Raw genomic sequence first — 12,893 nt, 5'->3', positions numbered from 1 at the left:
CTTTTCCTGCGCCCGAGGCGCGTCCATCTGTTGAATGACTATAAAAAACTGCCCAATCCAGGCAGGTAAAAAAGTGAACAGGCTCAACCGGGACTACTTTTAACACTGCACCCCGTCTTTTATAAACATGGTGAGCACTGCTTATTTTGTTACAACCCCCTTTGCACGCAGGCATTGTACGGGTTTGTTCGCCCGATAACATGCGTGAGGCACTGGGTACAGCATAGCCAAAAAGTGCCGGTATATGCGGCCAATTTGAGCATGCATTCTCTTTCGTGACAAAGGCTTATGAGGTGTTTTTATGAGCGAAGCGAAGCATTCACGCCTGATCATTCTGGGTTCCGGCCCTGCCGGTTACAGCGCAGCCGTTTATGCCGCCCGCGCCAACCTCAAACCCGTTGTCATTACCGGCATACAGGCAGGTGGCCAGCTCACCACCACTGTCGAAGTCGACAACTGGCCCGGCGACGTCGAAGGGCTCACCGGCCCGGTGCTGATGGAGCGCATGCAAAAACACGCCGAACGCTTTGACACAGAGATCGTTTACGACCACATCCACACCGCCAAGTTGCAACAGCGCCCGTTTGAACTGATTGGCGACGGCGGCACCTACACCTGCGACGCCCTGATCATCGCCACCGGCGCTTCGGCGCAATACCTGGGCCTGCCCTCGGAAGAGACGTTCGCCGGCCGAGGGGTTTCCGCCTGCGCGACCTGCGACGGCTTTTTCTACCGCAATCAGGTGGTGGCGGTGATCGGTGGCGGCAATACCGCCGTTGAAGAGGCCCTGTATCTGTCGAACATCGCCAAGGAAGTCCATCTGATTCACCGTCGCGATAAGCTGCGCTCGGAGAAAATCCTCCAGGACAAACTGTTCGAGAAAGCCGCCAACGGCAATATTCGCCTGCACTGGAATCAGAATCTGGATGAAGTGCTGGGCGATGCCAGCGGCGTGACCGGCGCCCGCCTGCGCGACAGCCAGACCGGCGAAACCCGTGAATTGGCGCTGGCCGGCGTGTTCATCGCCATCGGCCATAAACCCAATACCGATCTGTTTATCGATCAACTGCCGATGCGCGACGGCTATCTGCGGGTCAAAAGCGGCAACGAAGGCGACGCCACCGCCACCGCAATCCCCGGCGTGTTTGCCGCCGGCGATGTCGCCGATCACGTTTACCGCCAGGCCGTCACGTCCGCCGGGGCCGGTTGCATGGCCGCACTGGACGCCGAAAAATACCTCGACGACATTCCCACCGTTTAACGGCACACTTTACGGCGGGCCCACCAGCCCGCCACCGCCCTCCCCTTCTGCAAGCCCGGATGCCATGCTGACTTGGTTACAACGCAATACCCTGACCTTCCCCCCGCTGGAAAAAGCCATGCGCGACCCCAACGGGCTCTTGGCTGCCGGGGGCGATCTGTCTGCCGATCGTCTGATTCAGGCCTATCGCCATGGCTGCTTTCCGTGGTTCTCTGAAGGCCAGCCGATTCTCTGGTGGTCGCCGGATCCGCGCACCGTGTTGTTTCCCGACGAACTGCATGTTTCCCGCAGCCTGGGTAAATTGCTGCGCCAACAGCGCTATCAAGTGACCTTCGATCAGGATTTCGCCGCCGTCATCCGTGCCTGCGCCGCGCCGCGTGATTACGCCGACGGCACCTGGATCACCCAGGCCATGCAGGACGCCTACATTGAACTGCACAGGCGCGGCCATGCGCATTCGGTGGAAGTCTGGGATCAGGGCGAGCTGGTTGGCGGGCTGTACGGCCTGGCGATGGGGCAGTTGTTCTTCGGCGAGTCCATGTTCAGCCGCGCCGACAACGCCTCCAAATTTGGCTTTGCCACACTGGTGCGACATCTGAAAGACTCGGGTTTTGTGCTGATTGACTGCCAGATGCCGACCGATCATCTGCACAGTCTTGGCGCACGAGCGATCCCACGCCGCGAATTCGCCGGTTACCTGGCGCAGCACCTGGATCAACCCAACCGCGCCACATGGGTTTGCTGAGCGACTTTCGCGCCGGTGGCTTACACTTAATTCAAAGCTTTTTCCCGAGGGTTGATCATGACCGAGTTGGCGCGTTTGAAGTTCTATGCCACTCAGCCCCACTCTTGCAGCTATCTGCCAGATGAACAGGCCACGACCCTGTTTCTCGACCCTAGCCAGCCCATGGATGTGCATGTCTATGCAGATTTGTCTGAAATGGGTTTTCGGCGCAGCGGCGACCACCTCTACCGGCCTCATTGCCAGAACTGCAACGCGTGCGTCCCGGCGCGCATCCCTGTGGCGCAATTCACCCCCAATCGCCAACAGAAGCGCATTTTCAAACGCAATGCCGACCTGCAGGTTCGCCCCGCCAGGGCGCAGTTCAGCGAAGAGTATTTCGACCTCTACCAGCGCTACATCGAACAGCGCCACGCGGATGGCGACATGTACCCGCCGAGTCGTGATCAATTCTCCACGTTCCTTGTGAGGGATCTGCCGTTCTCGCGTTTCTACGAATTTCGTCTCGCAGGGCGGCTGCTGGCGGTGGCCGTCACCGACTTACTGCCGAACGGTCTGTCGGCGGTTTACACCTTTTACGAACCGTCCGAAGAACGTCGCAGCCTGGGGCGTTTTGCGATCCTGTGGCAGATCGGCGAGACCCGGCGCCTTGGACTGGAGGCCGTCTATCTCGGCTACTGGATCAAAAACTGCAAAAAGATGAGCTACAAGACCCAATATCGGCCTATCGAACTGCTGATTAATCAGCGCTGGGTCATCCTGAACTAGAACCCCTTGGCTTAAACCCCATTTTTCGGGCACAATGCACGCCGCTTTTGCCTGGCGCAGTTGCACCGGGCCATTCATTGGACACCGAGGGCTTTACTGCATGTCGAAAGAAGACAGCTTCGAAATGGAAGGCACTGTCGTCGACACCCTGCCCAACACCATGTTTCGTGTGGAGTTGGAAAATGGGCACGTCGTAACCGCGCATATCTCCGGCAAGATGCGCAAGAACTACATTCGTATTCTTACCGGTGACAAAGTGCGCGTCGAGCTGACGCCCTATGACTTGAGCAAAGGGCGCATCACTTACCGCGCTCGCTAATCAAGTCAATACAAAACGCCCGGCTCTGCCGGGCGTTTTTGTTTGTCTGCGATTTGGTGGGGTTTGGGGGTTGTGTGTATATCCGTTGCTGCGGTCACGGCGGCTGGCGGTTTCACTCTTACAGCGAGTCACTTTTGACAAACGCGGTACGTGTCAAGGTACCTGTCGCCTTGGTACTTCCGCTGCTAACCCATTGCGCCGTTAACTTCAGGGCGTTCTGGGTTCAAATACACCGCATCTGCCAGCTTCCAGTTGCGTGTCCTGGTACTCCAGCGGCTCGGATTCGCTTCCCTGGCCTCTTCATAAAGCGCTGCTCTAGCTTGTAATAAAGCCGTCGCTTTGCCTTCGTGTCGCTCGTTTGGTGTCACGTATTTCAAGGCACTGTGGCGGTGATCTTCGTTGTACCACTCGATGAATTTCTGCACCCAAAGCCTTGCATCAGTCACCGTTTCAAAAGGTTGATCCGGCCAGAGTGGGCAGTACTTAGCGGTGCGGAACAGTGCCTCGGCATAAGCGTTATCGTTGCTCACCCTAGGCCGGCTAAAGGATGGCTCGACGCCCAGCGCAACCATACTTTCACGCAACAAAGAACCTCTCATCACGTGCCCGTTATCCGAGTGCAGCACCAGCGGGCGACCCGCTGTGTGTTCACGTAAGCACCCCTTTCTGAGCAGTTCGCACGCGTGTTCGGCGCACTCCACCTCATGTACTTCATTGGCGACCAGCTTGCGGCTGTAGACATCCTTGACCATGTACCAGTAGAAAAACCGGCCTCTGACGGTACTTGGCAACCAGGTGATATCCCAGCACCACACCTGATTGGGGCTGTCAGCGCGATGAGTCGTCAGCACCCTGCGTTTCGGGGCTTTGGTTCTGCCACGACGCACGTTTTGGTTGGCGGTTTTTAACACACGATAAAACGTCGACTCCGAAGCCAGGTAGATGCCTTCATCGGCCAGCTTAGGAACGATTTGGTACGGGGTGAGGCTGGCGTAGCCAGCCTGATTGGCGGCATCAAGCACTGCTTGGCGCTCCGTCTCACTGAGCTTATTAGCCGGAGCTGCCCGTTGAGCCAGTCGTCGTCGATCACAACCAGTGTGTCGCCAGCGTTGGACTGTGCGCAGGCTCAACCCCAACTCATTGCACGCTCGATATCGACGAGCGCCATTCAGTACCGCGTCTGCAATCAACTTCATGGCTTGCGTGCGATCAAAGGCGTCGATCAGTCTTCCTTGTCCTTGCCCCAGATCGCATTGGCTTTTTTTCTGAGTGCCAGCAAAGCCTCCGCCTCAGCACGCCCAGCATCTGACCGGATCAACTGACGCTCCAATTCTTTAATCCGCCGTTGTTCGGCAGTTTTCTCTACATTGGGTTTCAGATCAGCAAGAATATTGGCGTTTTGGCAGATCTCGCGCCATTGACGGATTTGCTCCGGGTAGATGCCCTTGAGCCGGCAGTACTGAGAAATCTCCACCTCACTCAACGGTGCTGTTTCCATCACAGCGTTGAATTTATCGGCGCTGGACCATTGATCACTGGTCTTGCCATTTCCTGGCACGATCAAACCTTTATCTCTAGCCATTTGTCTCCAGTTTCGCAGTGACTGAGGCGTGAGATTAAGTGCAACGGCGAGTTCCGCCACTGAGCGATTGAGGGGCGGCATCATTTGCAGGACGACCCAATCTTTGAAGTCTTCGTTATAGCGCTTGGACATTGCTAAACACCTTCGCCCTCTTGCATGAGTGAGTCAATCAACAAGGGCGACAGGTAGCCTGACACGGAGGGAACGCCTCAAAAGTAACCAAAAAGTCTTCGCCCCGGCGTACGGCGCCTCGCTGAGGCTCCGCGTACCCTCGCTACGGTGTCCATCAGGGGGCATCGCCTCCGGTCTGCTTCGCGACGACCTCCTCTCGATGTGTGCCGCCTAACCCCCTGATGGACACCTACGCTCGGGCTGCCGAAGGGGCGAAAGATCAAAAGCAGATCAAGATCAAAAGCCACAGCCACAGCCACAGCCACAGCAGATCAAAAGATTAAAAGATTAAAAGATTAAAAGATTAAAAGATCGCAGCCTCGTTTCACTCGACAGCTCCTACAGGGGATGGGTGTGCATGTGCTTCTCACCACTCAACAGGATGAGCGTTAGCTCGGCTGCAGCTCTTGATCTTGATCCACGGGCGACATCGGAAGGCTGAGGGGAGGGATTCATCCGGGGTGGGAGCGCAGCGACCGTTCGACGAAGTCGAACACATCGAGAGGAGGTGCAGCGAAGCAAACCGGAGGCGATGCCCCCGGATGGATCCCGGAGCGAAGGAACCCCGAGCCCCAGCGAGTGGGCCGAACGTAGGAGCAAGCGTTTTTTTGCTTACTTTTTTTAGGCGTTTGTAAAAAAAGTGAGTCGCCGTAAGGGCGAAACCGCCAGCCGCCGTTACCGCACCAACGGATATACACCCAAACCCACCCCCCCCCAAACCCCAAACAGCAAAAAGGCGCCCGAAGGCGCCTTTCGCTTTACAACAGATCAACAGCCGTCAGGCCATCTCAGCCGTGGTCTCGAACTCGAAGGTCAGCTCGCCATCCTTCAGATCGATATGCACCACACCACCATGGTCGGCCAGCTCGCCAAAGAGGATCTCTTCGGCCAGTGGACGCTTGATCTTGTCCTGGATCAAACGCGCCATTGGACGAGCACCCATTGCCGTGTCGTAGCCACCCACTGCCAGCCAGCCGCGCGCTGCGTCCGTCACTTCCAGCTGCACGCGCTTGTCTTCCAACTGCGCCTGAAGCTCGGTAAGGAACTTGTCCACCACGCTTTTGATGACCTCATGGCTGAGGCGACCAAACTGGATAATGGTGTCCAGACGGTTGCGGAACTCTGGCGTGAAGCTCTTCTTGATCACTTCCATCGCATCGGACGAGTGGTCCTGATGGGTGAAACCGATCGAAGCACGCGCCGCTGTTTCGGCACCGGCGTTGGTCGTCATGATGACGATCACGTTACGGAAATCCGCCTTGCGCCCGTTGTTATCGGTCAGCGTACCGTGGTCCATGACCTGCAGCAGCAGGTTAAAGACTTCCGGATGCGCCTTCTCGATCTCATCGAGCAACAGCACGCAGTGAGGCTGTTTGGTGATGGCTTCGGTCAGCAGACCGCCCTGATCGAACCCGACGTAGCCTGGAGGTGCACCGATCAGACGCGATACGGTGTGGCGCTCCATATACTCGGACATGTCGAAGCGAACCAGTTCGATGCCCAACGCCTTGGCCAGTTGACGCGCCGCTTCGGTTTTACCGACACCGGTCGGCCCTGCGAACAGGAACGAACCGACAGGCTTGTCAGGCGACTTGAGGCCCGCACGGGACAGTTTGATCGCCGTCGACAACGAGTCGATGGCGGCATCCTGGCCAAATACGGTCAGCTTCAGGTCACGCTCAAGGTTACGCAGCAACTCTTTGTCGGAGCTGGTGACGTGCTTAGGCGGAATCCGGGCGATTTTCGCCACGATGTCCTCGACCTGAGGCACCTCGATGCGCTTCACACGCTTCTCGATTGGCTGCAGACGCTGATAGGCGCCCGCCTCGTCGATAACGTCGATCGCCTTGTCCGGCATGTGCCGGTCATTGATATAGCGCGAAGCCAGTTCAGCCGCCGCACGCAGCGCCTCATCACTGTATTCGATGTTGTGGTGCGCTTCGAAACGCCCTTTCAGGCCGCGCAGGATGCCAATGGTGTCTTCCACCGAAGGCTCCGACACATCGACCTTCTGGAAGCGTCGTGCCAGGGCACGGTCCTTCTCGAAGATCCCGCGGAATTCCTGGAACGTGGTCGAGCCGATGCAACGGATATCACCCGAGGACAGCAGCGGCTTGAGCAGGTTCGAGGCATCCATGACGCCACCGGACGCAGCACCCGCACCGATGATGGTGTGGATTTCGTCGATGAACAGGATCGCCTGCGGACGTTTTTTCAGCTCATTGAGCAGCGCCTTGAAGCGCTTCTCGAAATCACCACGGTATTTGGTCCCGGCCAGCAAGGCGCCCAAGTCGAGGGAATACACCACGCTGTTGGCCAGCAAATCCGGCACCTGGTTGTCGACAATGCGTTTGGCCAGGCCTTCGGCAATCGCGGTTTTACCCACGCCCGCCTCGCCCACCAACAGCGGATTGTTTTTACGACGGCGCGCCAGAATCTGTGCGACGCGTTCGACTTCCAGCTCACGGCCTACCAATGGATCGATTCGACCCTGGCGCGCGAGTTCGTTGAGGTTGCTGGCATAAGCATCCAGAGGATTGCCTGAAGATGAAGACTCACCGCCCTCGTCGTCCTGCATATCTTGCTCACCTTCAGAGTGATCGCCATGCCCGGGCACTTTGGAAATGCCATGGGCGATGTAGTTGACGACATCGATGCGCGCAACGCTCTGCTGTTTCAGCAGGAACACTGCCTGACTCTCTTGCTCACTGAAGATCGCGACCAGCACGTTGGCGCCAGTCACTTCGCGTTTGCCCGAGCTCTGTACGTGAAAAACAGCACGTTGCAGTACACGCTGGAAGCCCAGGGTTGGCTGGGTTTCACGATCCTCGTCATGGACAGGGATCAATGGCGTGGTGGAGTCGATGAACTCCTGCAGGTCATGCTTGAGTTTGTCGAGGTTTGCGCCGCACGCACGCAAAACAGTGGCGGCAGCCTCATTGTCCAATAGGGCCAGCAGGAGATGTTCGACGGTCATGAACTCATGACGCTTCGAACGGGCCTCCTTGAAGGCTAGATTGAGGGTGACTTCGAGCTCGCGGTTTAACATAGCTTCACCTCATACCCAAGTGGTCGGCGATTAACCGTCCTTCTCGATTTCACAGAGTAGCGGATGCTGGCTTTCCCTGGCGTACTGGTTGACCTGCATGGCCTTTGTCTCGGCGATGTCGCGGGTAAACACTCCACATACTGCCCGCCCTTCTGTATGGACGGCCAGCATGACCTTGGTCGCCAGCTCCCGATTCAGGTTAAAAAACACCTCGAGCACTTCGACGACGAAATCCATCGGTGTGTAGTCATCGTTGAACAAAACCACCTTGTACATCGGCGGCGCCTGTAACGCAGGCTTTGCCTCCTGAACAGCAATACCCGCTGAATCGTCGTCGTGTGAATCAGGATGATCCTGATTGAATGTTAGTCGAATCTGGCTGATTGCATGCATGGAAAGAAAGGTTCGTCAGTTGTGCTAATACAGTGGTGGGGGCGCCCAGGGACGATTTCAACACCGACCGCCCGGTCACCTTGACTATCGGGAAAACGGTGTTACAACCAATAGAGCCCACAGTGGGTAAAAAAGGTCCGCGGAGTCAATCTTAATTCCAAGATTAGACTGCGGATGTACTGGATGATACTCCAGTGATGGAGTCTGTTGCAGAGGGATATGAGCATGGCAGTCGGCAAGGTGAAATGGTTCAACAACGCCAAGGGATTCGGTTTCATTAACACCGACGCCAGAGAAGGTCGTGATGAGGATGGCAAGGAAATCGATTTCTTTACCCACTATTCGGCCATCAAGATGGAGGGCTACAAGACCCTCAAGGCCGGACAGGTCGTTTACTTCGAGATCGTTCAAGGCCCCAAGGGACTGCACGCCGTAAACATTGGGGCCGCCCCGTCAGTGAGCGAACCAGTCGCTCCCGCCACCCAGCAGGAGACGGTATCGAACTGACGCAACCGGCATTCAGACATGAAAAAACCGCCCGAGGGCGGTTTTTTTGTACCGGCTCGCTTACATATGCGAGATCAGCGCATCACCAAAACCGGAAGACGACACCAGCTTCGCGCCGTCCATCAGGCGTTCGAAGTCATAGGTCACGGTCTTGGCGGAAATCGCGCCATTGGTGCCCTTGATGATCAGGTCGGCCGCTTCGGTCCAGCCCATGTGACGCAGCATCATTTCAGCAGACAGGATCAGCGAGCCCGGATTGACCTGGTCCTTGCCGGCGTACTTCGGCGCAGTACCGTGGGTCGCTTCGAACATGGCAATGGTGTCGGACAGGTTGGCACCCGGCGCGATACCGATACCGCCCACTTCCGCCGCCAGGGCGTCGGAGAGGTAGTCGCCGTTCAGGTTCAAGGTCGCGATCACATCGTATTCGGCCGGGCGCAGCAGGATCTGCTGGAGCATGGCGTCGGCGATGGCGTCCTTGACGATGACGTTCTTGCCGGTTTTCGGGTTCTTGAACTGCATCCACGGACCGCCGTCGAGCAGGGTCGCGCCGAACTCTTCAGCCGCCACTTCGTAGGCCCATTCCTTGAAGGCACCTTCGGTGAACTTCATGATGTTGCCTTTGTGCACGATGGTCAGCGAGTCGCGGTCGTTGTCGACCACATACTGCAGGGCCTTGCGCGCCAGGCGCTTGGTGCCTTGCAGCGAAACCGGCTTAATGCCGATACCGCAGTTTTCGTCGAAACGGATCTTGGTGACACCCATTTCATCTTTAAGGAACTTGATGACTTTGGTTGCTTCCGGCGAACCGGCTTTCCACTCGATACCGGCGTAGATGTCTTCCGAGTTCTCACGGAAAATCGTCATGTCGACGTCGCCTGGCTTTTTCACCGGGCTAGGCACACCTTCGAACCAGCGCACAGGGCGCAGGCACACATAAAGGTCGAGTTGCTGACGCAGGGCCACGTTCAGGGAACGGATGCCGCCACCGACCGGGGTGGTCAGCGGGCCCTTGATGGAAACCACGTAATCTTTAACTGCGTCCAGGGTTTCCTGGGGTAGCCAGGTGTCCTGATCGTAAACCTGAGTCGCTTTTTCCCCGGCGTAGACTTCCATCCAGGAAATTTTGCGCTCGCCGCCGTAAGCCTTCTTAACAGCAGCATCGACAACCTTGATCATGACCGGGCTGATATCAACACCAATACCATCGCCTTCGATGAAGGGGATGATCGGGTTGTTAGGAACATTGAGAGAATGGTCCGCGTTGACGGTGATTTTGTCGCCGACTGCTGGAACCTGAATCTTCTTGTATCCCATGCTGAACTCCATTGTTTGGATTGAACATCTGGCTTCGTTCGAGCGTAACCCAGTTAAATCGGCGCGCAAACCCTATGTTCCATCCATCTGCCGCAAAGCTGCATTCCTCGCGGGCTACAAGCCTGAAAGCAAAGGGAAAAGCGCCAAAGTCGAGCACGACGAACGACTCTACGCCCCACTCGCCCCTGCGACCTTTAGACCAATGGACGATATTCCTTACTCATGAACCATCGGCAGATTGCCAGCTACCTATGTATAATGCCGCCGCTGACTAAAGGGTCACGACGGTGGAGAGGCTCTATGACGAGACTTTCCGCCCTATAAGCCGGTCTGTTACCGCAGTCCGAATGCTTGACGCCCTACTGATGCACCCAACATCACAGCAACGAAACCTCGATATTCGGCTCATGGATGACTTTGAACGAACGCGCTTACCCGGCGCCCCTCGAGTTTCTGCGCACGCTTTAGCAAAGAAGAGAGAGTTAATCCGAATATGCCCACCCGCTCGAAGATCATCTATACCTTCACCGACGAAGCCCCAGCCCTCGCCACCTATTCACTGTTGCCTATCGTAGAGGCCTTCACCGCCTCGGCCGATATCGCCGTTGAAACCCGCGATATCTCTCTTGCAGGACGCATTCTGGCCAGCTTCCCCGAGCAACTGGGTGATAAAGCCGTAGCCGACCACCTCGCCGAACTGGGCGACCTGGCTGTTACGCCTGAAGCCAACATCATCAAGCTGCCGAACATCAGTGCTTCGGTACCGCAGCTGCAAGCCGCCATCAAAGAACTGCAAGCCCAGGGCTTCGCCGTTCCTGACTACCCGGAAACCGTGACCAGCGACGCCGACAAGCTCGCCAAGTCGCGCTACGACAAGATCAAGGGCAGCGCCGTAAACCCGGTTCTGCGCGAAGGCAACTCCGATCGTCGCGCACCGCTGTCGGTCAAGAATTACGCTCGCAAGCACCCGCACAAAATGGGCGCTTGGGCTAAAGACTCCAAGTCTCACGTTGCGCACATGAGCGCCGGCGATTTCTACGGCAGCGAAAAAGCCGCCCTGATCGAAGCCGCTGACGCCGTCAAAATCGAACTGATCGCTCAAGACGGCACCACCACCGTCCTGAAAGAAAAAACCACCGTACAAGCCGGTGAGATCCTCGATTGCGCGGTCATGAGCAAAAACGCTCTGCGCAGCTTCATCGCTGCCGAGATCGAAGACGCCAAAGCCAAGGGCGTGCTGCTGTCGGTTCACCTCAAAGCCACCATGATGAAGGTCTCCGACCCGATCATGTTCGGCCAGATCGTTGCCGAGTTCTATAAAGACGCACTGGCCAAGCACGCTGACGTGCTGGCGCAGATCGGCTTCAACCTGAACAACGGCATCGGCGACCTGTACGCTCGCATCAAAGCCCTGCCGGCTGAGCAGCAAGCGCAGATCGAAGCGGACATCCAGGCGGTCTACGCCGTTCGTCCGTCGTTGGCCATGGTCAACTCCGACAAAGGCATCACCAACCTGCACGTGCCGAGCGACGTCATCGTCGACGCCTCGATGCCAGCCATGATCCGTGACTCCGGCAAAATGTGGGGCACCGACGGCCAGCTGCACGACACCAAGGCGGTGATCCCGGATCGCTGCTACGCAACCATCTACCAGGCCGTGATCGAAGACTGCAAAGTCAACGGTGCTTTCGACCCAACCACCATGGGCAGCGTGCCAAACGTTGGCCTGATGGCGAAGAAAGCCGAAGAGTACGGTTCGCACGACAAGACTTTCCAGATCAAGACCAACGGTGTGGTTCGGGTTTCCGACAGCGCCGGTCGCACCCTGCTGGAACAGTCGGTTGAAGCCGGCGACACCTTCCGCATGTGCCAGACCAAAGACGCGCCGATCCAGGACTGGGTCAAACTGGCCGTCAACCGTGCTCGCGCCAGCAGCACTCCGGCGATTTTCTGGCTGGACCCGATGCGCGCCCACGATGGCGTAGTGATCGAGAAAGTTCAGGCTTACCTGAAGGATCACGACACGGCCGGCCTGGACATCCAGATCATGGCGCCTGTCGACGCGATGAAGTTCACCCTGCAACGTACTCGCGAAGGCAAGGACACCATCTCGGTGACCGGCAACGTATTGCGCGACTACCTGACTGACCTGTTCCCGATCATGGAACTGGGCACCAGCGCCAAGATGCTGTCGATCGTTCCGCTGATGAATGGTGGCGGCCTGTTCGAAACCGGCGCTGGCGGTTCGGCGCCGAAGCACGTGCAACAGCTGCTGGAAGAAAACTTCCTGCGTTGGGATTCCCTGGGCGAGTTCCTGGCCCTGGCCGCGTCCCTTGAGCACCTGGGTGTGACGTACAACAACCCTAAGGCGCTGGTTCTGGCCAAGACCCTGGATCAGGCCACCGGCCAGTTCCTGGACAACAACAAGTCGCCATCGCGCAAAGTCGGCAACATCGACAACCGCGGCAGCCACTTCTACCTGGCGCTGTACTGGGCTCAGGCCCTGGCCGCCCAGACTGAAGACGCTGCACTGCAAGCGCAGTTCGCGACCCTGGCCAAAACCCTGACCGAGAACGAAGCAACCATCGTTGCCGAGCTCAACGCCGTTCAGGGCAAGCCAGTGGACATCGGCGGTTACTACCACGCCAATGCCGAGCTGATCAGCAAGGCCATGCGCCCTAGCCCAACCTTCAACGCAGCGGTTGCTGCGCTGGTTTAAGGTTGTAAGGATGCATCACAAACCCCGGCCCTGTGCCGGGGTTTGTGTTTTCAGGCTCACTCCTA

At 57.4% G+C, this 12,893-nt stretch carries 11 protein-coding genes; 7 read left to right on the top strand and 4 right to left on the bottom strand.

Annotation, left to right across the window (positions count from 1 at the left end; genetic code table 11):
* Positions 1-301 precede the first annotated feature (301 nt).
* From trxB to infA, 4 genes are all read left to right on the top strand, one after another.
* Positions 302-1,261 (top strand): thioredoxin-disulfide reductase, encoded by a 960-nt coding sequence (gene trxB, locus D882_RS0121470; RefSeq protein ID WP_027925130.1) that lies wholly within the window; start codon positions 302-304, stop codon positions 1,259-1,261.
* Between the two features lie 64 nt (positions 1,262-1,325).
* Positions 1,326-2,006: a leucyl/phenylalanyl-tRNA--protein transferase gene (gene aat, locus D882_RS0121465; protein WP_027925129.1), complete on the top strand. Its 681-nt coding sequence runs from the start codon at positions 1,326-1,328 to the stop codon at positions 2,004-2,006.
* A 57-nt stretch (positions 2,007-2,063) separates the two neighbouring features.
* Positions 2,064-2,771 (top strand): arginyltransferase, encoded by a 708-nt coding sequence (locus D882_RS0121460; RefSeq protein WP_027925128.1) that lies wholly within the window; start codon positions 2,064-2,066, stop codon positions 2,769-2,771.
* Between the two features lie 100 nt (positions 2,772-2,871).
* Positions 2,872-3,090: a translation initiation factor IF-1 gene (gene infA / locus D882_RS0121455; protein WP_002553999.1), complete on the top strand. Its 219-nt coding sequence runs from the start codon at positions 2,872-2,874 to the stop codon at positions 3,088-3,090.
* 185 nt (positions 3,091-3,275) lie between these two features.
* On the opposite strand, the gene D882_RS0121450 is transcribed toward infA, so the two are convergent.
* The 3 genes from D882_RS0121450 to clpS all read right to left on the bottom strand — a co-directional run bounded on the left by D882_RS0121450 (position 3,276) and on the right by clpS (position 8,285).
* Positions 3,276-4,804 (bottom strand): IS3 family transposase gene (locus tag D882_RS0121450; protein WP_256218453.1). Its coding sequence is split into 2 segments (ribosomal slippage): positions 3,276-4,345 and positions 4,345-4,804, totalling 1,530 coding nucleotides; the frame shifts between segments, so codons are not numbered across the junction.
* A gap of 817 nt (positions 4,805-5,621) precedes the next feature.
* A complete protein-coding gene (gene clpA, locus D882_RS0121440) occupies positions 5,622-7,892 on the bottom strand; it encodes an ATP-dependent Clp protease ATP-binding subunit ClpA (RefSeq protein ID WP_027925125.1) in 2,271 nt (756 codons plus the stop codon).
* A 30-nt stretch (positions 7,893-7,922) separates the two neighbouring features.
* Entirely contained in the window at positions 7,923-8,285 is a 363-nt protein-coding gene (clpS, locus tag D882_RS0121435) for an ATP-dependent Clp protease adapter ClpS (RefSeq protein ID WP_027925124.1), read from the bottom strand.
* A gap of 225 nt (positions 8,286-8,510) precedes the next feature.
* Between clpS and D882_RS0121430 the strand changes: the two genes are divergently transcribed.
* Positions 8,511-8,792, top strand: a complete 282-nt coding sequence (locus tag D882_RS0121430) for a cold shock domain-containing protein (RefSeq protein WP_027925123.1) — start codon at positions 8,511-8,513, stop codon at positions 8,790-8,792.
* Positions 8,793-8,852: 60 nt separating this feature from the next.
* On the opposite strand, the gene icd is transcribed toward D882_RS0121430, so the two are convergent.
* Positions 8,853-10,109: an NADP-dependent isocitrate dehydrogenase gene (icd, locus tag D882_RS0121425; RefSeq protein WP_027925122.1), complete on the bottom strand. Its 1,257-nt coding sequence runs from the start codon at positions 10,107-10,109 to the stop codon at positions 8,853-8,855.
* Between icd and D882_RS01000000131325 the strand changes: the two genes are divergently transcribed.
* Together D882_RS01000000131325 and D882_RS0121420 are read left to right on the top strand one after the other, a co-directional pair.
* Positions 10,108-10,335, top strand: coding sequence for a hypothetical protein (locus D882_RS01000000131325; protein ID WP_032833628.1), 228 nt, complete (start codon positions 10,108-10,110; stop codon positions 10,333-10,335). The two genes, icd and D882_RS01000000131325, sit on opposite strands and share 2 nt — an antisense overlap.
* Positions 10,336-10,602: 267 nt before the next feature.
* Complete coding sequence (locus D882_RS0121420) at positions 10,603-12,828, top strand: NADP-dependent isocitrate dehydrogenase (protein ID WP_027925121.1); 2,226 nt, start codon at positions 10,603-10,605, stop codon at positions 12,826-12,828.
* The last annotated feature ends 65 nt before the right edge of the window (positions 12,829-12,893 follow it).

It is taken from the genome of Pseudomonas sp. URMO17WK12:I12 (assembly GCF_000514395.1).
Lineage (GTDB): Bacteria > Pseudomonadota > Gammaproteobacteria > Pseudomonadales > Pseudomonadaceae > Aquipseudomonas > Aquipseudomonas mucoides.
This window is presented reverse-complemented; position numbering and strand designations above follow the sequence as displayed.